We start from the raw sequence: 19,557 nt of genomic DNA on the forward strand, positions 1-19,557 counted from the left end.
AACTTGTGAATAACTTTGGTGTTGGTGGGCTGCAACGTCGGGTTTTCCGGCCTCGCCACGGTTTTCAGACTGGCGGTTTTGGCTACAATGAAGGCCCAACAAGCAGTTGCCAAAAGTTTTGTTGGAAGGCGCGTCACCGATTCGACGTGCCTTTTTTTTACCCTCAGCATGACCCTTCGGGTCATCACATCGCTCAGCGATTGAGAGCTTGCGCTGCAACGGCTACGCCGTTGTGTCTCCCGACTCGGCGCAAAAAAGATCAGCATGAACCACATCCGCAATTTCTCCATCATCGCCCACATTGACCACGGCAAGAGCACGCTGGCGGATCGCATCATTCAACGCTGTGGGGGGCTGTCCGATCGGGAGATGGAGGCGCAGGTGCTGGACTCGATGGACATCGAGAAAGAGCGCGGCATCACCATCAAGGCACAGACTGCCGCGCTGCAGTACAAGGCCCGCGACGGCAAGACCTACAACCTGAACCTGATCGACACGCCTGGGCATGTGGACTTCTCTTATGAAGTGAGCCGCTCGCTGTCGGCCTGCGAGGGGGCGCTGCTGGTGGTCGATGCCAGCCAGGGCGTGGAAGCGCAGACGGTGGCCAATTGCTACACCGCACTGGAGCTGCACGTCGAGGTCGTGCCGGTGCTGAACAAGATGGATCTGCCCAACGCCGATCCGGACAACGCCAGGGCCGAGATCGAGGACGTGATCGGCATCGACGCGACCAATGCGATTCCCTGCAGCGCCAAGACCGGCGAGGGCATAGATGAGATCCTGGAGGCGGTGATCACCCGCATGCCGCCGCCCCGTGGCGTGCTCGAGGCGCCGCCGCGCGCGATGATCATCGACAGCTGGTTCGACAACTATGTCGGCGTGGTGATGCTGGTGCGCGTGGTCGATGGGGTGCTCAAGAAGAGCGAGCGCATCCGCATGATGGCCACCAACGCCGTCTATCCGATCGAGCAGATGGGTGTGTTCACGCCGCACTCGACGCCGCGCGAGCAGCTCAGCGCCGGTGAGGTGGGTTTCATCATTGCCGGCATCAAGGAGTTGCAGGCGGCCAAGGTCGGCGACACGATCACGCTGGACAAGAAGCTGCCGAACAACCTGGGCCCGGCCACCGAGGCGCTGCCCGGCTTCAAGGAAATCCAGCCTCAGGTGTTCGCCGGTCTGTACCCGACCGAGTCCAGCGAGTACGACTCGCTGCGCGACGCACTGGAAAAGCTCAAGCTCAATGACTCGTCGCTGCACTACGAGCCCGAGGTGTCTCAGGCGCTGGGCTTCGGCTTCCGCTGCGGCTTCCTGGGCTTGTTGCACATGGAGATCGTGCAGGAGCGGCTGGAGCGAGAATTCGACCAGGACCTGATCACCACCGCGCCCAGCGTGGTCTATCAGGTGCAGATTGGCGACGGCACGATCATGGAGGTGGACAACCCGTCCAAGGTGCCTGAGCAGGGCAAGATCGTCGAGATCCGCGAGCCCATCGTCACCGTGCACCTGTTCATGCCGCAGGACTATGTCGGCCCGATCATGACCCTGGCCAATCAGAAGCGCGGCGTGCAGCTGAACATGGCCTACCACGGCCGCCAGGTCAAGCTGACCTACGAGATGCCGCTGGCCGAGATCGTGCTGGACTTCTTCGACAAGCTCAAGAGCGTGTCGCGCGGCTATGCCTCGATGGACTACGAGTTCAAGGAGTACCGCGCGGCCGATGTGGTGAAGGTGGACATGCTGATCAACGGCGACCGCATCGATGCGCTGTCGCTGATCGTGCACCGCTCGCAGGCCCAGTATCGTGGCCGCCAGGTGGCCGCCAAGATGCGCGAGATCATCCCGCGCCAGATGTATGACGTGGCCATCCAGGCCGCCATCGGTGCCACCATCATCTCGCGCGAAGACATCAAGGCGCTGCGCAAGAACGTGCTGGCAAAATGCTATGGCGGCGACATCTCGCGCAAGCGCAAGCTGCTCGAAAAACAAAAAGCCGGCAAGAAGCGCATGAAACAGATCGGCTCCGTCGAGGTGCCGCAAGAGGCCTTCCTGGCCATTCTTCAAGTGGAAGATTGATGAGTGCAATCACCGGAATTTTTTACGCGGGGCTGATCGCCTATCTGGGCGGCTGGTATATGGGATCCTGGAGCGGCAATTTCTCGCTGCTGCTGTTTGTGATGACGGTGGTCACGCTGGGTTACTGGCTGGCCGAGCGCTTCTACTTCCTGCCGGCTCGAGTGGCTGGTGCGGCCAGGCTCGAGGCCCAGGACGCTGCGCGCCGTGAAGAGCTCAAGCGCCAGGGCATCGTCCGCGTCGATGGCGATGTGGCCGGTGCGCGCGACGAGATCCTGCGTCAACCCTGGTGGCTGGACTGGACGGCCGGCCTGTTCCCGGTGATCCTGGCCGTGTTCCTGCTCCGTTCCTTCCTGTTCGAGCCCTTCAAGATTCCGTCCGGCTCGATGGTGCCCACCTTGCTGGTCGGCGACCTGATCCTCGTGAACAAATTCCACTACGGCGTGCGTCTGCCGGTGATCAACAAGAAGATCATCGCCAACAACGACGTGCAGCGTGGCGACGTGATGGTGTTCCGCTACCCGGAGGACCCCAGCATCGACTTCATCAAGCGCGTGGCCGCCATCCCTGGTGACGAGATCCGCTACACCAATCAGCGCCTCTACATCAATGGCGTGGCGACCGAAGTCCAACCCAAGGGCGACTTCTATGACGAAAGCGGCATGCGCTACAAGCCCTGGTTCAGCGAGAAGCTGGGCAAGGTCGAGCACGAGATCCTGGTGGACCCGAAGCGTCAGTCGATGTATCACCCTGACCGCAAGGACGGGCCGTTCCCGTTCCAGGACCAATGTCAGTACACCGCCGAGGGTGTGACCTGCAAGGTGCCGGCCGGCCACTACTTCATGCTTGGCGACAACCGTGACGATTCGCGCGATTCCCGCTACTGGGGCTTTGTGCCGGACGAGAATATCGTCGGCCGGGCCTTCTTTGTGTGGATGAATTTCGGTAATCTCAAGCGTATCGGCGCGTTCCATTGAGCGCGTCCGGCGGTGGGCAATCCTCAAAGGTGCAGATCTTGATGCGGCAACAACAACGTGGCGTGACGATGCTGGGCCTGGTCTTCTGGGCCATCCTGATCGGCTTTGCGGGTCTGATCACGATCAAGGTCCTGCCTACCTTGAACGAGTACTACACGATACGCAGCGCGATCAACAAGATTGCCAAGTCCAATCCGCCGACGGTGGCGGCGGTGCGCGGCGAGTTCGAGCGCCAGCAGGAGATCGAATATTCGATCAGCAGCATCAGCGCTAAAGATCTAGACGTCACCAAGGAGGGTGACAAGGTCGTGATCAGCTTTGCCTACGATAAAGAAATTGCCCTGATGGGCCCGGTTTTTCTCTTGATCAAGTACGAAGGGCGGTCCGAATAGTGCCGGTGTGGGTGGGCGCAGCAGCGCCTTGCCTGCTTGAACACTGTTGCGTACCAACAGATATTGCATGAGTCAGATGCTTGAAACTCTGCAAGACCGGCTGGGCTATCGCTTCAAGGAGCCGGCTCTTCTGAAACGCGCGCTGACGCACCGCAGCTTTGGCGCGGATCACAACGAGCGGCTTGAATTCCTCGGTGACACGGTGCTGAGTCTGGCCGTGTCCAGTCTGCTGTACGAACGCTTCCAGGGCTCCGACGAGGGTGATCTGACCCGCGTGCGCGCCCACCTGGTGCGCGAGGACAGTCTGCACCGCCTGGCCTTGGGACTGGGCCTGCCGCAGGTGCTCAAGCTCAGCGAAGGCGAGGCCCGTGGCGGCGGCGCCCAGCGCCCCTCCATACTGGCCGATGCCTTGGAGGCGCTGATCGGTGCCGCCTTTGTCGAGGGCGGCTATGAGGCGGCCCAGGGCGTGGTCCAGCGTCTGTTTGCCGATGTCATTGCCAACACCGGCATGGATAACTGGGCCAAGGATCCGAAGACGGAGTTGCAGGAATGGCTGCAAGCGCGCCGCCTGCCCGTGCCCGACTACCGCATCATCGAGACCCGTGGCCAGGCCCATGCCCAGACCTTCGCGGTCGAATGCGTGGTGCCGGCCCTGGCCGTCACCCAAAGCGGCGAAGGCCGTTCGCGCCGTGCTGCCGAGCAAGACGCTGCCAAGCGTGTGCTGGACGAACTGAAATCCCGTGACCGGCCTGGCAGCGGCCTGCGCGACTGAAAGAACCGGTCACAAGCCGCACCCTATGAATAACACCCCCGAATCTCCGCCCGAATTGCCCTCCGAAGCCCCCGATGACGAGGCCGCCGAGGTGCAGGGCGGTGCCGGCGAGCCCCCCGAGTACGACAGCAAGGGCCGCCGCTGCGGCCTGCTGGCCATTGTCGGCCGGCCCAATGTCGGCAAGTCCACCTTGCTGAACGCGCTGGTCGGCCAGAAGGTCAGCATCACCTCGCGCAAGGCGCAGACCACGCGCCACCGCATCACCGGCGTGCGCACCGTCGAGGACTCGCAGTTCGTGTTCGTCGACACGCCCGGCTTCCAGACCAAGCATGGCACGGCGCTGAACCGCAATCTGAACCGCACCGTGCTGTCCTCGCTGTCCGATGTGGACGTGGTGCTGTTCATGGTCGAGGCCTGCCGCTTCAACACCGACGATGCGAAGGTGTTGAGCCTGCTGCCCGAGCACAAGCCGGTCATCCTGATCGCCAACAAGCTCGACGCGGTGAACCGCCGCGCCGACATGGTGCCCTGGCTGAAGGCGATGCAGGAGCGCCGCAATTTCAGCGAATTCGTGCCGCTGTCGGCGCAGAAGCCCAGCGATGTCGAGCGCCTGTTCGCCATCCTCAAGCCCTATCTGCCCGAGCAGGACTGGTTCTACGAGGAAGACGCGCTGACCGATCGCAGCGACCGTTTCCTGGCCAGCGAAATCATCCGCGAGAAGCTGTTCCGCCTGACCGGCGACGAGCTGCCCTACAACTGCACCGTGGTGATAGACAAGTTCGAGGAGGAGGGCCATCTGAAGCGCATCGCCGCCTCCATCGTCGTCGAACGCGATGCCCACAAGGGCATGATCATCGGCGGCGGTGGCGAGCGCCTGAAGCGCATCGGCTCCGAGGCGCGCCAGGAACTGGAAACGCTGATGGACTCCAAGGTCTATCTGGAGCTGTGGGTCAAGGTCCGTTCCGGCTGGGCTGACAGCGAGGAACATCTGCGGTCCTACGGTTACGAGTGAACGCGTCCCGCGTTTCCGTCAGAGCACCGCGGGCCCATGCCACGCAGCCCGCGTTCGTGCTGCACCACTACGACTGGAGCGAGACCAGTCTGATACTCGACCTGTTCACCCGCGAACTCGGTCGCGTGGCCGTGGTCGCCAAGGGCGCCAAGCGTCCTTACTCGCAGCTGCGCGCTGTGTTGCTGCCCTTTCAGCGCATCAATGTCAGCCTGTCCAAGGGCAGCAAGACGGAGGAGGGCGCGGCCGAGATCTTGACCCTGCGCAGCGCCGAATGGGGCGGTGGGGCCACCCTGCCAGGTGGCGCGGCCATCTTCTCCGGCTACTACCTGAACGAATTGCTGCTCAAGCTGCTGGCCCGGCAAGACCCGCACCCGCTGCTGTTCGACGCCTATGCCCAGGCCCTGCCGCAGCTGCATGCCGAAGACGACGCCAGCAGCCAGGCCGGCCTGCGTGCCTTCGAGTTGATGCTGCTGCGCGAGATCGGCCTGCTGCCCGACCTGAGCCTGGCCACAACCACCCAGCAGGCGCTGCGTCCGGAGCGTGACTACGCGCTGTCGCCGCAGTCCGGCGTGATCGCGCCTGCCGGTGATGAGGCCCGGCTCAGCGGCGCCACGCTGATCCATCTGCAGGCGGCGCTGGAGCATGGCAGCCATGCCGCGCTGCTGCAGGCCTGCGGCACGGCCTTGCCGGCACTGCGTGCGGCATTGCGCGGCCTGCTTCACTATCATCTGGGCCATGCGCCTTTGCGCACCCGGCAGGTGATGCTGGACCTACAAAAACTTCTGGATACCAAAACGCCATGAATCCACTTGTCGCCCCCGAAGCCGGCCCGCACGGCCAGCGCACCGCGCTGTCGGTCAACGTCAACAAGGTCGCTCTGCTGCGCAACACCCGGCACCTCGGCATCCCCAGCGTCGCCAAGGCTGCCCAGCTGTGCCTGGAGGCCGGCGCGCAGGGCATCACCGTGCATCCGCGGCCCGACGAGCGCCACATCCGCGCCCATGATGTGCGCGAGCTGGCCGACCTGCTCAAGGCCTGGCCCCAGGCCGAATACAACATCGAGGGCAATCCAACGCAGAACCTGATGGACTTCGTGCGCGAGATCCGCCCGCACCAGGTGACCTTCGTGCCCGATGCCGAGGACCAGTTCACCTCCGACCACGGCTGGAACCTTCCCGCCGACATGGCGAGGCTGAAGCCGCTGATCGCGGAGTGCAAGTCGCTTGGTGTGCGCGTCAGCCTTTTCATGGATCCGCTGCCGGCGGCCATGCCCCTGGTCGCCGAGCTGGGCGCCGACCGCATCGAGCTGTACACCGAGACCTATGCCAGCGCCTTCGGCACAGAGCGTGAAGACGTTGTGCTGGCCGGCTTCACGGCCACCGCGCGCGCGGCGCTGGCCTTGGGTCTGGGCATCAACGCCGGCCACGACCTGAACCGCGACAACCTGACGCGCTTTCTGCGCGAGGTACCGGGCGTGCTGGAGGTCTCGATCGGCCATGCGCTGATAGCTGACGCGCTGGAGCTGGGTTATGCCGAAACGGTGCGTGACTACCAGCGCTGCATCCAGCGGGCCTTTTCAGCGCAATGATTTACGGAATAGGCACCGACATCTGCGATCTTCGCCGCCTGCGCGCAACCTTGGATCGCCGTGGCGAGCGCTTCGCCGAGAAGGTGCTAGGCCCGCATGAGCTGGCCGTGTTCCGCGTCCGCCGCGCCCGCGTCGAGGCGCGGGGCCTGAGCTTTCTGGGTACCCGCTTCGCGGCCAAGGAGGCCTTTTCGAAGGCCATAGGCCTGGGCATGCGCATGCCCATGACCTGGCGGGCTTGCGAGATCGTCAACGCCGCCAGCGGCAAGCCCGAGATACTCCTGCATGGCGAGCTGGCCGAATGGTTCGCCGCCAAGGGCCTGCGTGCCCATGTCACCGTCACCGACGAAACCGAATATGCCGCCGCCTTCGTGGTGGTGGAAACCATTTGAGAAGAGACGAACCCATGACCGAGCTGCAACACGCCCCCGTGATCCTGGACATCGCCGGCCTGGCCTTGACCGATGACGACCGCCGTCGTCTCCAGCATCCGCTGACCGGCGGCATGATTCTGTTCGGCCGCAACTGGCAGAGCCGGGCCCAGCTGACCGAGTTGACCGCCGAGATCAAGGCCCTGAGGCCCGATCTGCTGATCACCGTCGACCACGAGGGTGGCCGCGTGCAGCGCTTCCGCAGCGATGGCTTCACCCACCTGCCCGCGATGCGTGATCTCGGCGACCTCTGGATGCAGGACGCGATGCGTGCCACCAACGCCGCCACGGCCGCCGGTTATGTGCTGGGTGCCGAGCTGCGTGCCTGTGGCGTCGATCTGAGCTTCACGCCGGTGGTCGATCTTGATCATGGCCGCAGCGAGGTCGTCGGCAATCGGGCCTTCCACCGCGACCCGCGCGTCGTCTCGATGCTGGCCAAGAGCCTGATGCATGGCCTGCTGCAGTCGGGCATGGCCAATTGCGGGAAGCACTTCCCGGCGCACGGCTATGCCCAGGCGGACTCGCATGTGGCTGCGGCCGTGGACAAGCGCTCGCTGAAAGCCATCCTGGCCGAAGACGCCAAGCCCTACGACTGGCTGTCCACGTCGCTGACCTGCGTGATGCCGGCCCACGTGACCTATCCCAAGGTCGATGCCTTGCCGGCCGGCTTCTCGGCCCGCTGGCTGAAGGACATCCTGCGTGGCCAGCTGGGCTTCAACGGCGCCATCTGCTGCGACGACCTGAGCATGGAGGGCGCACGCCTTGCGGGCAGCCCGACCGAGGGCGCCATCACCGCGCTGAATGCCGGCTGCGATCTGGTGCTGCTGTGCAATCAGTCGAAGATCGATGGTGGCAAGCCGGTCGATGCCTTGCTGGACGGCCTGGCCAAGGCACTGAAAGCCGGCCGCTGGCAGGCCGAGCCCGACAGCGAGGCCCGCCGCCTGGACCTGCTGCCGCAGACCGCGCCGCTGACCTGGGACGAACTGATGCATCAGCCGGTGTATCAGCACGCGCTGGAGCGCCTTCCCTGAGCCGCGCTGACGGCGCGACGAAAAAAAGCCGCCTGCATGCAGGCGGCTTTTTTGTGGGTCAACGGGCTCAGTGCCCGTCACGCCATCAGCGTTGCTCGAACGGCAAGGTGATCTGCGCCAGATCCTTGCGCGTCTCGACCAGCACCAGCGGGCCCTGGTCGATCTGCTCGACCGGCTTGGGTTCGCGGGGCACATGCACGGGCTTGGGCTCGGCGGCCATCGCCTCCTGCACGGCGCGGATCTTGTCGGCGTCGGAGTTGACCCACTGCAGGCCGGCATTGGCCGCCACCGCGTTCAGATCCTCGATCGGCAGGGCGAAGGCTTCGACCACGACCGGTGCGGCGACCGGTGCGGCGACAGTAGCAGGGGCGGGAGCCGCTACCGGAGCCGGGGCCGGTGCTGCCACCGGCTCGGCCACCGCTTCCACGGGAGCAGCTTCAGGCGCGGCAGCCACTGGTGCCACAAAGGCCGAAGCCTCGATCGGGCGGGCAACCATCACTTCGATTGCGGCAGGTTCGTCAACAGCGGGAGCGATGGCTTCGGCCGGCGCCTCGGCAACACCTTCCGCAACGGCTTCGCCGGCGACGTTCTCTTCGCCTTCGCCGCGTTCGCGACGGGGGCCACGATCACGACCACGGCCACGATTGCGACGGCCTTCGCGGGCCTGGCCTTCACCTTCTGCGGCGCCTTCGCTGCCTTCGGCGGCGACGGCATCCTGCGCTTCGGCGTTGGCCGGTTCGGCGGCAACTGCGCCATCACCCAGCAGCGCGCCGTCGGCATCGGTGCCGGTGCCTTCGGTGCGGGTATCGTCACGGTCGCGGCCACCACGGCGGCGGCGGCGGCGGCCGCCTTGGCGTTCGCCTTGGTCTTCACCTGCTTCGGCGCCTTCGGCGGCCGGGGCGGTGTCGGCAAAGGCGGGTTGTGCACCGGCGTCGGCGCTCAATTCGGCCACGGCCTCGGCACTGCGTTCTTCATTGCGCGGGCCGCGCTCGGCACGGTCACCACGGCCACGGCCACCGCGCTCACCACGTTCGGCGCGCGGTGCTCGTGCCTCTTCAGCGCCGGCAACTGCCACACCGGCAGCCACGGCAGCGCCTGCCGCGACATCCAGGCCTTCGGTGCGCTCGGTCCGCTCACCACGTTCGCGACGCGGACGGCCACCGCCTTCGCGGTTCTCAGGACGGGCATCACGCTCGCCACGGCCACCACGGCCGCCTTCACGTTGACCATCGCGCTGACCGTCACGGCCTGCGGACTCGGCACGTGTGCCTTCCGGCTTGGCTTCGCGGTTGCCGTCACGGCCACCATCGCGTCCGCCGTCGCGACCACCACGGCCGCCTCGGCCGCCACGATCGTTGCGGTCACCACGGCCGCGCTGGCCGTCACGGCCTTCGCGGGCCGGCTTGGCTTCGGGGTTGGCCACAACGGGCTTGACGGGGGCCGGTGCCGGAGCGGCAGTCTCGCCACCGCCGAACAGGCTCTTGATCCAGCCGAAGAAACCACCGCCCGCGGCAGCGGGTGCGGCCACCGGTGCGGGAGCAGCCACCGGTGCTGCGACCGGGGCGGGCGCGGGAGCGGGCTTGGGCACGGCAACAGGTGCGGGCGTCTCGGGCAGGATGCCCTTGATGACCGGCTCCTGCTTGGCCTTTGCCTTTTCGCGGCGGGTGATGCCCACCTCGTCTTCCGGCTCTTCGATCATCGTGTAGCTGGCCTGCAGATTCTCCAGACGCGGGTCATCGTGGCGCAGGCGTTCCAGCTTGTAGTTCGGGGTGTCGAGGTGCTTGTTGGGCACCAGCAGCACGGTGATGCGCTGCTTCAACTCGATCTTGGTGATTTCGGTGCGCTTCTCGTTCAGCAGGAACGAGGTCACTTCCACCGGCACCTGCACATGCACGGCGGCGGTGTTGTCCTTCATCGACTCTTCCTGGACCATGCGCAGGATCTGCAGCGCGCTGGACTCGGTGTCGCGGATATGGCCGGTGCCGTTGCAGCGCGGGCAGGTGATGTGGCTGCCCTCAGACAGCGCCGGGCGCAGGCGCTGGCGGCTCAGTTCGAGCAGGCCGAACTTGCTGATCGAGCTGAACTGCACGCGGGCACGGTCGGAGCGCAGCGCGTCGCGCAGGCGCTGTTCGACCTCGCGGCGGTTCTTGCTCTCTTCCATGTCGATGAAGTCGACGACGATCAGGCCACCCAGGTCGCGCAAGCGCATCTGGCGCGCGATTTCGTCGGCGGCTTCCAGGTTGGTGCGGGTGGCGGTTTCCTCGATGTCACCGCCGCGCGTGGCGCGGGCCGAGTTGACGTCGACCGAGACCAGGGCCTCGGTGTGGTCGATGACGATGGCGCCGCCCGACGGCAGGTTCACCGTGCGCGAGAACGCGGTCTCGATCTGGTGCTCGATCTGGAAGCGGCTGAACAGCGGCGCATCGTCACGGTAGCGCTTCACGCGATTGGCCGTTTCGGGCATCACGTGGTTCATGAACTGCTGGGCCTGCTCGAAGATATCGTCCGTATCGATCAGGATTTCGCCGATGTCGGCGGTGAAGTAGTCGCGAATGGCGCGAATCACCAGCGACGATTCCTGATAGATCAGGAAGGCGCCCTTGCTGCCCTTGGACGCGCCGTCGATGGCGGTCCACAGCTTCAGCATGTAGTTCAGGTCCCACTGCAGTTCGGGAGCCGAGCGGCCGATGCCGGCGGTGCGGGCGATCAGGCTCATGCCCTTGGGATATTCGAGCTGGTCGAGGTTCTCTTTCAGCTCTTCACGGTCTTCGCCCTCGATGCGGCGCGAAACGCCACCGCCGCGGGGGTTGTTGGGCATCAAGACCAGATAGCGGCCGGCCAGCGAAACAAAGGTGGTCAGCGCCGCGCCCTTGTTGCCGCGCTCTTCTTTTTCGACCTGGACCAGCAACTCCTGGCCTTCCTTGATCGCGTCCTGGATGCGGGCGGTGCGCACATCCGTGCCTTCGCGGAAGAACTGGCGCGAGATTTCCTTGAAGGGCAGGAAACCGTGGCGGTCTTCGCCGTAGTCGACGAAACAGGCTTCGAGCGAGGGCTCGACGCGGGTCACGACGGCCTTGTAGATATTGCCCTTGCGCTGTTCGCGGCCCTCGATCTCGGTCTCGAAGTCCACCAGTTTCTGGCCATCGACGATGGCCAGGCGACGCTCTTCAGCCTGCGTCGCATTGATCAGCATGCGTTTCATGTTCACTCTCCTCTGTGCGCGCCCGGCCTGTTCGACAGGACCTGGGTCGCGCATACATCACCGCCGCCTGCGGTCCGAGAACCGTGGGCGACTCACCGATGCACGAGAAACGTGGAGGAACCGAGTAAGGAATCGCCCTGGACTGCGCGGTTGATCGTTTAGCCGATCAAGAGGAGCAGCGTTGGCGCATGCGTGGCAGTGAAACATCAGCGCTTGTGGCCCCATCCCTTGGTGCGAGCGACGGGCGCCACGCGGCCCAGGCCTGATCCATGGCGCGGCCGGCGCCGGCATTTAGCCGGGGCAGCAAACACTTGGAGGGCATGGGGGAGGGATTGAAGGGGAACATCCGCTGATCACTGAACGCGGGCATGAGATCTGCAAACTGTAATTGCGCGCCTCATGCCTATATAAACCTTTGTCTTTCCCTGTCCTGATAGGACGGCGGGTTGGCTCGTTCTACGTTTGCTCTGCCACGTGCTGCCGCTGGCCGCGCTGTCACTTGGGGACAGCGCCCGCCCACGGCAGGGCGCGTTGCATCACCGATTTTTGACCCGTCTTGTCTTGTTCAAACCCTACGGGCCGCCACTTGCACCGCTCTTGCCCAGTTAAACTCAGGCAAATCAAATACTTACGGCGCAAACGTGGTGCAAAGCATTATAGGGCGGAAAGCAGCGGGTTCGGCCAAGGCGGCGAAGCCACGCGGCGCAAGCCCGCGCCGAACCGGCAAAAAGGTGGCCTTAGGCATTCGTGTGCCGGTGAGCCCGCCCAAGCACACAGTGGCAAAAACGATAGCGCAGCGGCCAGCTGAACCGGCAAAAGCGAGTGCTGTGCCGGCGGTGAAGCGCGTCACCATCGACGATGGCTCGGCCGGCCAGCGCCTGGACAACTTCCTCTTGCGCGAACTCAAGGGCGTGCCCAAGACGCACGTCTACCGGCTGATCCGTGCCGGCGAGGTGCGTGTCAACAAGGGCCGGGCCCATGCCGACACGCGGCTGGAACTGGGCGACGAGGTGCGCATTCCGCCGGTGCGCCTGCCCGAGCGGGTGGAGAACGGCGCACCCGCAGCGCCACCGCGCGAGTTTCCCATCGTGTTCGAAGACGAGCATTTGATCGCCATCAACAAACCGGCCGGTGTGGCCGTGCACGGCGGCAGCGGCGTCAGCTTCGGCGTGATCGAGCAGCTGCGCCAAGCCCGGCCGACGGCCAAATTCCTGGAATTGGTGCATCGGCTGGACCGCGAAACCTCGGGCCTGCTGTTGATCGCCAAGAAGCGCAGTGCGCTGACCGGCCTGCAGACCCAGTTCCGCGAGCGCGAGACCGGCAAGACCTATGCCGCCCTGGTGGTCGGTGCCTGGGACGCGTCGAACAAGGTCATCGACGTGCCGCTGCACAAGTTTCTCGACGCCGATGGCGAGCGCCGGGTGCGCGCGGTGACCTCATCCCATGATGTCAATGCCGAGGACGCCCGCCGTTCGATCTCGCTGGTCCGGCTGGCCAGGGCCTTCGACGGCTTCAGCTTGCTGGACGTGACGATCAAGACCGGCCGCACGCACCAGATCCGCGTGCATTTGCAACATGCCGGCCACCCGATTGTTGGTGACACCAAGTACGGCATCTTCGAGCTCAACCATGCCTTGGCCCGGGGCGAGCGCCTCGGTGGTCACAAATTCGAGCGCATGTTCCTGCATGCCCGGCGGCTGAAGTTCAACCACCCCGCCACGGGCGAGGAGATTGAACTCGTCGCACCATTGCCTCCCGAATGCGAAGCCTTGCTCGCTGTGTTGAAAGTAACTGCGTGAACCGACCCCGCCAATTTGATCTGATCGTCTTCGACTGGGATGGCACTCTGTATGACTCGACGGCGCTGATCACCCGTGCCATCCAGTCTGCCTGCGCCGACGTCGGCACCACCGTGCCCAGCGACCAGGCGGCCAGCTATGTGATAGGCCTGGGCCTGCAGGACGCGCTGCGCCATGCCGCGCCCGATCTGCCGGCCGACAAATACCCCGAGCTGGGCCTGCGCTTTCGCCATCACTACTTCGAGAGCAAGCACGAGCTGGTGCTGTTCGAGGGAGTGTTGGCGATGCTGGACAGCCTGAAGGCCCGCCACCACTGGCTGGCCGTGGCCACCGGCAAGAACCGCAGGGGCCTGGACGAGGCGCTGGACAGCGCCCAGCTCAAGGGCATGTTCGACAGCAGCCGCACCGCCGACGAGACCGCCTCCAAGCCGAATCCGCAGATGCTGCTGGAGCTGATGCGCGAGCTGGGCACGGAGCCCGAGCGCACGTTGATGATTGGCGACACCACGCACGATCTGCAGCTGGCCGTCAACGCCGGCACGGCCTGCCTGGGTGTCAGCTACGGCGCGCACGAGCACGACAGCTTCCATACCTTTGCGCCGGTCCACGTGGCGCATAGCGTGGCCGAGCTGCATCAATGGCTGGACTCCTATGCATGAAGCACCCACAGGCGAGCCGCTGCTGTTGTGCCGCTCCGACGAGTTGGCCGAGCGGGGCACGGCCGTCGTCTTCGATGTGTTGCAATGGGGTGAGGCGGTGCGCGCATTCGTGCTGCGCTTCGATGGCGAAGTGTTCGCCTACCTGAATCGCTGCGTCCATGTGCCCACCGAGATGGACTGGCAGCCCGGCGAATTTCTAGACAGCTCCAAGGAATACATCATGTGTTCCATCCACGGCGCGGCCTATGAGCCGCGCACCGGGCAGATCGTGTCCGGCCCCTGCTCACGCGGCAGGCTGACGCGCATCCAGGTGCAGGAGCGCGAGGGCCAGGTCTACTGGTTCCCGAACCGGGACACCAAGCCCGTTCAGGCCCTACCCTCCGATATTGAAGGCAAAGCATGACTCCGAATGACGATCTGCCCGGCGCGGTGCCCGATCCGGGCCCGGCCACACTGAATGTGGACAACACCCCCGCGCCGCCCGGCACGCCTCCGGTGGCCGCGGCTGCCCCCGCGCCCAGCGCCGCCGCCTCGGCCACCCACTCGGTGGTCGGCCTGGAGCCGGTGCTGGAGCAGTTTGCGCGCGAGTACCTGCGTGACCGCCGCAGCGACCGCCGCTGGCGCAGCTTCTTCCGGCTGATCTGGCTGGGCATCATTGCCTTGTTCGCCTGGTTCCTGTTCCTGCAGCGCCATCACACGCCATCGCCCAGCGGTCCGCACACGGCCCTGGTCGAGGTGCGCGGTGAGATCGCCGTGGACACCGAGGCCAGCGCCGAGAACCTGCTGGCAGCCTTGCGGCCGGCCTTCGAGGACCATGGCGCCCAGGCCGTGGTGCTGCGCATGAACTCGCCCGGCGGCAGCCCGGTGCAGTCGGGCATCGTCTATGACGAGATCCGCCGGCTCAAGGCCCTGTACAAGAAGCCGGTCTATGCCGTGGTCGAGGAAATGTGCGCCTCGGGCTGCTATTACATGGCCGCCGCGGCCGACGAGATCTATGTGGACAAGGCCTCGGTGGTCGGCTCCATCGGCGTGCTGATGGATGGCTTCGGCTTCACCGGCGTGATGGAGAAGTATGGCGTCGAGCGCCGCCTGCTCACCGCCGGTGAGAACAAGGGCATGCTGGATCCGTTCTCGCCGGTCAGCGAGAAGCAGCGCGGCTTTGCCCAGGCGATGCTGGACCAGATCCACCGCCAGTTCATCAAGGCCGTGAAAGACGGCCGCGGCAAGCGCCTGAAGGAAACGCCGGAGACCTTCTCCGGCCTGTTCTGGAACGGCGAGGAGTCGATCAAGCTGGGCCTGGCCGACAAGATCGGCAGCCTGGACTTCGTCGCCCGCGAGGTCGTCAAGGCCGAGGACGTGATCGACTACACGCCCAAGGACAATGTCGCCGAGCGCCTGGCCAAGCGCTTTGGCGCCGCCATCGGCGAGGGCTCGGTGCGGGCCATGCGGGGCGTGATCAATCTGCGCTGATGACCCCGCGGCAATGAAAATAGAGCCGGAGCCCTTGCGGGTTCCGGCTCTTTGCGTTGTGGGGCTTGTACCACCCCATCCCCGAGCGACGTCTTCTTGTTTTACTGGGCCTTGCGGCGGCGCGAGACCAGGGCCACGGTCAGCAGACCGGCCATCATCAGCGCATAGGTTTCGGGCTCCGGCACGGGCGTGGTCGGCACGAAGGGCTCGTAGCCCAGCTCCAGCTTGCCGTTCGGCCCTGCGCTCAGCGAGTTGGCGATCAGGGTGCCTTCCAGGTGGCCGCTGCCGATGACATTGGCGTTCACCGCCAGCACGCTGCCGTTGAGGAAGGTGCTGACATTGACGCTGGTGGCATTGCTCAGGTTGTAGATCACGCGGTCGCGGTGCGAGGCCAGACCGTCGCTGGAATTGGCCTGGTCGCCACCCAGATTGCCGGAGAACACGACGTTGGTCAGCGAGCTGTTGATCACCACATGGGCGCCGGCCTTGACGTTGTTCAAGGTGATATTGCTCAGCGCGGTGTTGCCCAGATTGAAGATCTGCACGTCGGAGCTGCCGTCACCGGTCAAGGTCACGCCGCCGGCGCTGGCGGACCAGCTGCCGATCTGTGCCTGGCCCGCCAGCGTGCTGGACAGGCCGCTGAGTTGCGTCTTAGCGCCAGCGAAGTCCAGGTAGCTGGCGTTCTGCGTGGCCGTGCCGTACTGCCAGCTGACCGCGGTCAGGCTGGTGCCGTAGACGATGTCACCGGCCTTCAGCTGGCTGGGCACCCAGGGAGCGGTGCTCGGGCCGATCGAGGCATTGGTGTTGGTGTTGTAGGTCGGGCCGTTGTAGATCGAGCCGGCAACGCCCCATTGACCGGTCAGCGAGACGCTGCCGCCCACAACCAGCGACGGAGCCGTCGAGCCGAAGGCATTGCGGTAGCCGACATCGAAGCCGGAGGTCAGGTTGCCACCGACGGCCAGGCGGCCTTCGACGTCGGAGGCGGCGTTCACATTGCCGAAGAAAAAGCCGCTGTAACCGGCGGCCGGGCCGAGGTCGATCAGGGGCAGGGCCTGGGCGGCGCCGCAAGCGGCGGCCAGCAGGCTCAAGGCGGCGAAACGATTCAGACTCTTCTTGATATTCATGGTGAATCTCCCTAGTGGCTTTCAGTGGTTGGCCGTGTTGAGCCGGCCAGGTGGTTTGCAATTGGTTTGCAACCGGAGCGGATTCTAGGGAGGCGGGTCGCGCTGTGATCCCCCTGGCTAAGGGGGATCACCTGGGGCGATGTGCGTTTCTTCACGTGCTGAGAATTGGTATCTCAGTGGTTTTGTTCAGTGATCGCGTTTTCAGCAGATCAAGCCCGCAAACCTTGCCCTCACGGCGGGGTTTGGGGGCCAAGGAGACGACCTTTAGTGATTACACCCCGGGCCGTGCACATGACCCGCGTGTCCATGGTCATGGTCGTGATGATCATGATCGTGGTTGTGTTCCATGACCTCGGGCAGCTGGCTCAGCAGCGCCGGCGGATCGAAGGGCGCGACCTCGGGGGCCAGCACGAAGTGCTGGCGTTCCAGCCACTGGGCCAGCTGTGGGTCGCCGGGCAGGCGCAGATGGTCGTCATGGGCTTCCATATGCACATGCATCTCGCCCAGCTGATGGGCCAGGCGCAGCAGGTCGCCCGGCTTGCCGTGCTCGGCATTGGCACGCACCAGCAGCAGGTGCTCGGGGGCGGCCTCGACGCGCAGCAGCGAGCCGTCCTCGGCCACCAGCACATCGCCGCCGCGCAGCGTGCTGCCCTTGGGCAGGCGCAGGCCCAGCTCCAGGCCCTCGCCGTTGCTCAGATTGGCCTCATGGTGCTGACGGTGGGCAAAGGGCAGGGCCAGCACGCCGGCGCGCTTGAGCAGCACCGGGGCCAGGCCTTCGCCCTGGGGCAGGAGTTTTTGGATGATCAGCATGGGTGAGACCGGCATGAAGTGGGGTGTGGGGCAGGACTGTACGGCAAGTGGCCCGGTGGCGGTGGTGACGGCGACAATGCCCGGACCACAGGCTGATCCCGCAGGCAACTCGATGAAACTGGCAGTTGACGTTCACTACGACGCCGAAGGCGCCCATGCCGCCGCCGTGGCCTTCGAGGACTGGGGCGCCGCGGAAGCCCTCCGCGCCTACACCTCCCGCATCAGCCATGTCGAGAAGGCGCCGCGCGGCGAGCTGGATCTGCGCGAGCTGCCATGCCTGCTGCAACTGCTGCGCGAACATGCGCTGGACCCCGAGGTCATCGTCATCGACGGCTTCGTCCACCTCGACGCGCAGGAGACCCCGGGCCTGGGCCAGCACCTGTTCCATGCCCTTGGCGGCCGCGTTGCCATCATCGGCATCTCCAAGACGGCGATGGCCGAGACTCCAGCGCAGTTCGAGGTGGTCAGGGAAGAAGAAACCCGCCCGCTGATCGTGACCTGCGCCGGCATCGACCTCGGCGCGGCCAAGGCCCGGCTGCGCACCATGCATGGCAGGAAACGTGTGCCGACGCTGCTGAAGCTGGTGGCGAGGTTGGCTAAGGGGGCAGGGGGGTAGTGGTGTGCTCGGGCACGACGTTGGACGGTGACCAGCGGTGCTCCAGTACCTCGGCGAAGCCCCGGGCATGCAGGGCAAGCGACAGGTCAAGGCGGTCGGCTATGCGAAGGGGGGCGCTTCCGGCGCGCGCCTTTGGCCGCAGCCTCCCTCAGTCGACTGATCAGCAGTGCCGCGTTAGCCGGGCCTGCTTCGACGCTGGCCACGACCAGCGACGGTGTCGGCGACATCAACCCCGGTGACCACCGCGTGCGGGCTATTTGGTCAGTATCAGCTTGCCCAGCTGGGTGAGCCTCAGGCGGTAGGTGCAGCCCTGGTGGTCGATCTGCGCCTCACGGGCGCCGCCGAGCAGGATTTCGCTGGTCCAGCGGGCAGGCGGCGGGTTAGTCTCGACGTGACGGGGCGCCTGGGGCTGGCCCGTTGCGGCATCTGGGCAATGAGAAGAGGTGTCCATGCCCGCATAATAAATGCGAATTAGTCGCATTTGCAATCTTGTTTTTTTTGGGGCGCTCTGCTAGTGCTTCTCACTCATCGCTGACAGCGCGCGCCCAGGCGTTCAGAATCGTCGAATTGATTTTCTCAGGAGCAAGCAATGAAGGGCGATGCCAAGGTCTTGGAGTACTTGAATCTCCAGCTGAAGAACGAGCTGACCGCGATCAACCAGTACTTTCTGCACTACCGCATGCTGGACAACTGGGGCTTCAAGCGCCTGGCCAAGCATGAGTACCAGGAGTCGATCGAGGAAATGAAGCATGCCGACAAGCTGATGACACGCATCCTGATGCTGGACGGCCTGCCGAACCTGCAAGACCTGGGCAAGCTGATGATTGGCGAGAGCGCCGTCGAGGTGCTGCACTGCGATCTGAAGCTGGAGTTGGGCACGCAGCCGCTGCTGCGGGACGCCATCGCTCACTGCGAAAGCGTGCGCGACTATGTGTCACGTGACCTGTTCGTCGAGATCCTGGACGACACCGAGGAACACGCCGACCACCTGGAAACCGAGATCGAGCTGGTGGCCAAGCTGGGCGAGCAGAACTGGATGCAGAGCCAGGTGCACGAGGCTTCATAAGCGCTCGGACAGAGGCAAAACCCCTGAACCCTGGGGTTGTTCTCTGTAAACAATTGAGAAGCGTTCGCATTTCGATTAGAGTGCTGGCATCCGCTGAACGTGTTGCCTCACACCATGATCGTCTGCCTTTGCCACCGAGTTTCCGACCGCGACATCAAGCGCGCGGTCGCCAATGGCGTGCACTGCTTCGAGCAGATGCAGGACGACTGCCATGTGGCCAGCGCCTGCGGGGCCTGCCATGACTGCGCCCGCGAGGTCTTCGATGAGGCCCTGTCGGGTCAGGCCTGCTCCACCGGCCACGGTGCCGGCCGCGTGATCAATATCCACGCCGTCACTGCCTGAGTTCAACAGGAAAAAGGGCAGGTCCTGCGGGAGCAGGACCTGCCGAACGCGCTGGCGGACGCCACCCGAGACATTGCGGCTCGATCTGAGCCAAACGTGGGGCCGTGGCGTGGAGCCTTCTCTGGCGCGGACAACGCGGGCCCCGGCGAGCTGTCAGCAGCACGCGGCCCCGGCGATGTGGTGGACGAACCGGCGAACT

Annotated in this window: 20 protein-coding genes; 16 read left to right on the plus strand and 4 right to left on the minus strand. The window is 65.0% G+C overall.

The window, feature by feature from the left end; genetic code table 11:
• Positions 1-264 precede the first annotated feature (264 nt).
• The 9 genes from lepA to nagZ all read left to right on the plus strand — a co-directional run bounded on the left by lepA (position 265) and on the right by nagZ (position 8,270).
• Positions 265-2,073 (plus strand): translation elongation factor 4, encoded by a 1,809-nt coding sequence (gene lepA / locus DES47_RS13525; protein WP_133701231.1) that lies wholly within the window; start codon positions 265-267, stop codon positions 2,071-2,073.
• Positions 2,073-3,047, plus strand: a complete 975-nt coding sequence (gene lepB / locus DES47_RS13530) for a signal peptidase I (protein WP_133701232.1) — start codon at positions 2,073-2,075, stop codon at positions 3,045-3,047. Before lepA ends, lepB begins: the two co-directional genes overlap by 1 nt.
• Before the next feature lie 41 nt (positions 3,048-3,088).
• Positions 3,089-3,439: a DUF4845 domain-containing protein gene (locus tag DES47_RS13535; protein WP_133701233.1), complete on the plus strand. Its 351-nt coding sequence runs from the start codon at positions 3,089-3,091 to the stop codon at positions 3,437-3,439.
• Positions 3,440-3,506: 67 nt separating this feature from the next.
• The gene (gene rnc, locus DES47_RS13540) at positions 3,507-4,211 is read left to right on the plus strand and encodes a ribonuclease III (protein ID WP_133701234.1); all 705 of its coding nucleotides are present in this window, start codon (positions 3,507-3,509) and stop codon (positions 4,209-4,211) included.
• Between the two features lie 25 nt (positions 4,212-4,236).
• Positions 4,237-5,223: a GTPase Era gene (gene era / locus DES47_RS13545; RefSeq protein WP_133701235.1), complete on the plus strand. Its 987-nt coding sequence runs from the start codon at positions 4,237-4,239 to the stop codon at positions 5,221-5,223.
• Complete coding sequence (gene recO, locus DES47_RS13550) at positions 5,220-6,026, plus strand: DNA repair protein RecO (RefSeq protein ID WP_133701236.1); 807 nt, start codon at positions 5,220-5,222, stop codon at positions 6,024-6,026. Before era ends, recO begins: the two co-directional genes overlap by 4 nt.
• Complete coding sequence (locus tag DES47_RS13555) at positions 6,023-6,811, plus strand: pyridoxine 5'-phosphate synthase (protein WP_133701237.1); 789 nt, start codon at positions 6,023-6,025, stop codon at positions 6,809-6,811. Before recO ends, DES47_RS13555 begins: the two co-directional genes overlap by 4 nt.
• Complete coding sequence (gene acpS, locus DES47_RS13560) at positions 6,808-7,200, plus strand: holo-ACP synthase (RefSeq protein WP_133701238.1); 393 nt, start codon at positions 6,808-6,810, stop codon at positions 7,198-7,200. Before DES47_RS13555 ends, acpS begins: the two co-directional genes overlap by 4 nt.
• Positions 7,201-7,214: 14 nt before the next feature.
• Positions 7,215-8,270 carry a beta-N-acetylhexosaminidase gene (nagZ, locus tag DES47_RS13565; protein WP_133701239.1) on the plus strand — a complete coding sequence of 352 codons (1,056 nt, stop codon included), beginning with the start codon at positions 7,215-7,217 and terminating at the stop codon, positions 8,268-8,270.
• A gap of 85 nt (positions 8,271-8,355) precedes the next feature.
• Here the strand turns inward: nagZ and DES47_RS13570 are convergent, their stop codons facing one another.
• Positions 8,356-11,472, minus strand: a complete 3,117-nt coding sequence (locus tag DES47_RS13570; RefSeq protein WP_133701240.1) for an Rne/Rng family ribonuclease — start codon at positions 11,470-11,472, stop codon at positions 8,356-8,358.
• Between the two features lie 836 nt (positions 11,473-12,308).
• Here DES47_RS13570 and DES47_RS13575 point away from each other — a divergent pair.
• Genes DES47_RS13575 through DES47_RS13590 form a run of 4 tightly spaced genes read left to right on the plus strand, consistent with a single transcriptional unit; the run spans position 12,309 to position 15,400 of the window.
• A complete protein-coding gene (locus DES47_RS13575) occupies positions 12,309-13,271 on the plus strand; it encodes an RluA family pseudouridine synthase (protein WP_133701241.1) in 963 nt (320 codons plus the stop codon).
• On the plus strand, positions 13,268-13,930 hold the full coding sequence (locus DES47_RS13580; protein WP_425057441.1) for an HAD family hydrolase: 663 nt from the start codon (positions 13,268-13,270) through the stop codon (positions 13,928-13,930). The genes DES47_RS13575 and DES47_RS13580 overlap by 4 nt, the downstream gene beginning before the upstream one ends.
• Complete coding sequence (locus DES47_RS13585) at positions 13,923-14,333, plus strand: Rieske (2Fe-2S) protein (RefSeq protein ID WP_133701243.1); 411 nt, start codon at positions 13,923-13,925, stop codon at positions 14,331-14,333. Before DES47_RS13580 ends, DES47_RS13585 begins: the two co-directional genes overlap by 8 nt.
• A complete protein-coding gene (locus DES47_RS13590) occupies positions 14,330-15,400 on the plus strand; it encodes a S49 family peptidase (RefSeq protein WP_133701244.1) in 1,071 nt (356 codons plus the stop codon). Before DES47_RS13585 ends, DES47_RS13590 begins: the two co-directional genes overlap by 4 nt.
• A 101-nt stretch (positions 15,401-15,501) precedes the next feature.
• On the opposite strand, the gene DES47_RS13595 is transcribed toward DES47_RS13590, so the two are convergent.
• Both DES47_RS13595 and DES47_RS13600 read right to left on the minus strand, forming a co-directional pair.
• Positions 15,502-16,524, minus strand: coding sequence for a choice-of-anchor A family protein (locus DES47_RS13595; RefSeq protein WP_133701245.1), 1,023 nt, complete (start codon positions 16,522-16,524; stop codon positions 15,502-15,504).
• 264 nt (positions 16,525-16,788) lie between these two features.
• Positions 16,789-17,334 (minus strand): urease accessory protein UreE, encoded by a 546-nt coding sequence (locus DES47_RS13600; RefSeq protein WP_166651984.1) that lies wholly within the window; start codon positions 17,332-17,334, stop codon positions 16,789-16,791.
• 112 nt (positions 17,335-17,446) lie between these two features.
• On the opposite strand from DES47_RS13600, the gene DES47_RS13605 reads away from it, so the two are divergent.
• Positions 17,447-17,950 carry an endonuclease V gene (locus DES47_RS13605; RefSeq protein ID WP_166651985.1) on the plus strand — a complete coding sequence of 168 codons (504 nt, stop codon included), beginning with the start codon at positions 17,447-17,449 and terminating at the stop codon, positions 17,948-17,950.
• Positions 17,951-18,203: 253 nt separating this feature from the next.
• Here DES47_RS13605 and hemP read toward each other — a convergent pair whose 3' ends face one another.
• Complete coding sequence (hemP, locus tag DES47_RS13610; protein WP_133701248.1) at positions 18,204-18,401, minus strand: hemin uptake protein HemP; 198 nt, start codon at positions 18,399-18,401, stop codon at positions 18,204-18,206.
• A gap of 138 nt (positions 18,402-18,539) precedes the next feature.
• Between hemP and bfr the strand changes: the two genes are divergently transcribed.
• Together bfr and DES47_RS13620 are read left to right on the plus strand one after the other, a co-directional pair.
• Positions 18,540-19,016 carry a bacterioferritin gene (gene bfr / locus DES47_RS13615; RefSeq protein WP_133701249.1) on the plus strand — a complete coding sequence of 159 codons (477 nt, stop codon included), beginning with the start codon at positions 18,540-18,542 and terminating at the stop codon, positions 19,014-19,016.
• Positions 19,017-19,130: 114 nt separating this feature from the next.
• Positions 19,131-19,358, plus strand: coding sequence for a (2Fe-2S)-binding protein (locus DES47_RS13620; protein WP_133701250.1), 228 nt, complete (start codon positions 19,131-19,133; stop codon positions 19,356-19,358).
• Positions 19,359-19,557 lie beyond the last annotated feature (199 nt).

It is taken from the genome of Roseateles toxinivorans (assembly GCF_004362525.1).
Classification (GTDB): domain Bacteria; phylum Pseudomonadota; class Gammaproteobacteria; order Burkholderiales; family Burkholderiaceae_C; genus Paucibacter; species Paucibacter toxinivorans.

What these genes read in the sequence shown, in the direction of transcription:
- lepA (WP_133701231.1), top strand. Translation starts at nt 265, where the DNA reads ATGAACCACATCCGCAATTTCTCCATCATCGCCCACATTGACCACGGC.
- lepB (WP_133701232.1), top strand. Translation starts at nt 2,073, where the DNA reads ATGAGTGCAATCACCGGAATTTTTTACGCGGGGCTGATCGCCTATCTG.
- DES47_RS13535 (WP_133701233.1), top strand. Translation starts at nt 3,089, where the DNA reads ATGCGGCAACAACAACGTGGCGTGACGATGCTGGGCCTGGTCTTCTGG.
- rnc (WP_133701234.1), top strand. Translation starts at nt 3,507, where the DNA reads ATGAGTCAGATGCTTGAAACTCTGCAAGACCGGCTGGGCTATCGCTTC.
- era (WP_133701235.1), top strand. Translation starts at nt 4,237, where the DNA reads ATGAATAACACCCCCGAATCTCCGCCCGAATTGCCCTCCGAAGCCCCC.
- DES47_RS13555 (WP_133701237.1), top strand. Translation starts at nt 6,023, where the DNA reads ATGAATCCACTTGTCGCCCCCGAAGCCGGCCCGCACGGCCAGCGCACC.
- acpS (WP_133701238.1), top strand. Translation starts at nt 6,808, where the DNA reads ATGATTTACGGAATAGGCACCGACATCTGCGATCTTCGCCGCCTGCGC.
- nagZ (WP_133701239.1), top strand. Translation starts at nt 7,215, where the DNA reads ATGACCGAGCTGCAACACGCCCCCGTGATCCTGGACATCGCCGGCCTG.
- DES47_RS13570 (WP_133701240.1), bottom strand. Translation starts at nt 11,472, where the DNA reads ATGAAACGCATGCTGATCAATGCGACGCAGGCTGAAGAGCGTCGCCTG.
- DES47_RS13585 (WP_133701243.1), top strand. Translation starts at nt 13,923, where the DNA reads ATGCATGAAGCACCCACAGGCGAGCCGCTGCTGTTGTGCCGCTCCGAC.
- DES47_RS13590 (WP_133701244.1), top strand. Translation starts at nt 14,330, where the DNA reads ATGACTCCGAATGACGATCTGCCCGGCGCGGTGCCCGATCCGGGCCCG.
- DES47_RS13595 (WP_133701245.1), bottom strand. Translation starts at nt 16,524, where the DNA reads ATGAATATCAAGAAGAGTCTGAATCGTTTCGCCGCCTTGAGCCTGCTG.
- DES47_RS13600 (WP_166651984.1), bottom strand. Translation starts at nt 17,334, where the DNA reads ATGCTGATCATCCAAAAACTCCTGCCCCAGGGCGAAGGCCTGGCCCCG.
- DES47_RS13605 (WP_166651985.1), top strand. Translation starts at nt 17,447, where the DNA reads ATGAAACTGGCAGTTGACGTTCACTACGACGCCGAAGGCGCCCATGCC.
- hemP (WP_133701248.1), bottom strand. Translation starts at nt 18,401, where the DNA reads ATGGACACCTCTTCTCATTGCCCAGATGCCGCAACGGGCCAGCCCCAG.
- bfr (WP_133701249.1), top strand. Translation starts at nt 18,540, where the DNA reads ATGAAGGGCGATGCCAAGGTCTTGGAGTACTTGAATCTCCAGCTGAAG.
- DES47_RS13620 (WP_133701250.1), top strand. Translation starts at nt 19,131, where the DNA reads ATGATCGTCTGCCTTTGCCACCGAGTTTCCGACCGCGACATCAAGCGC.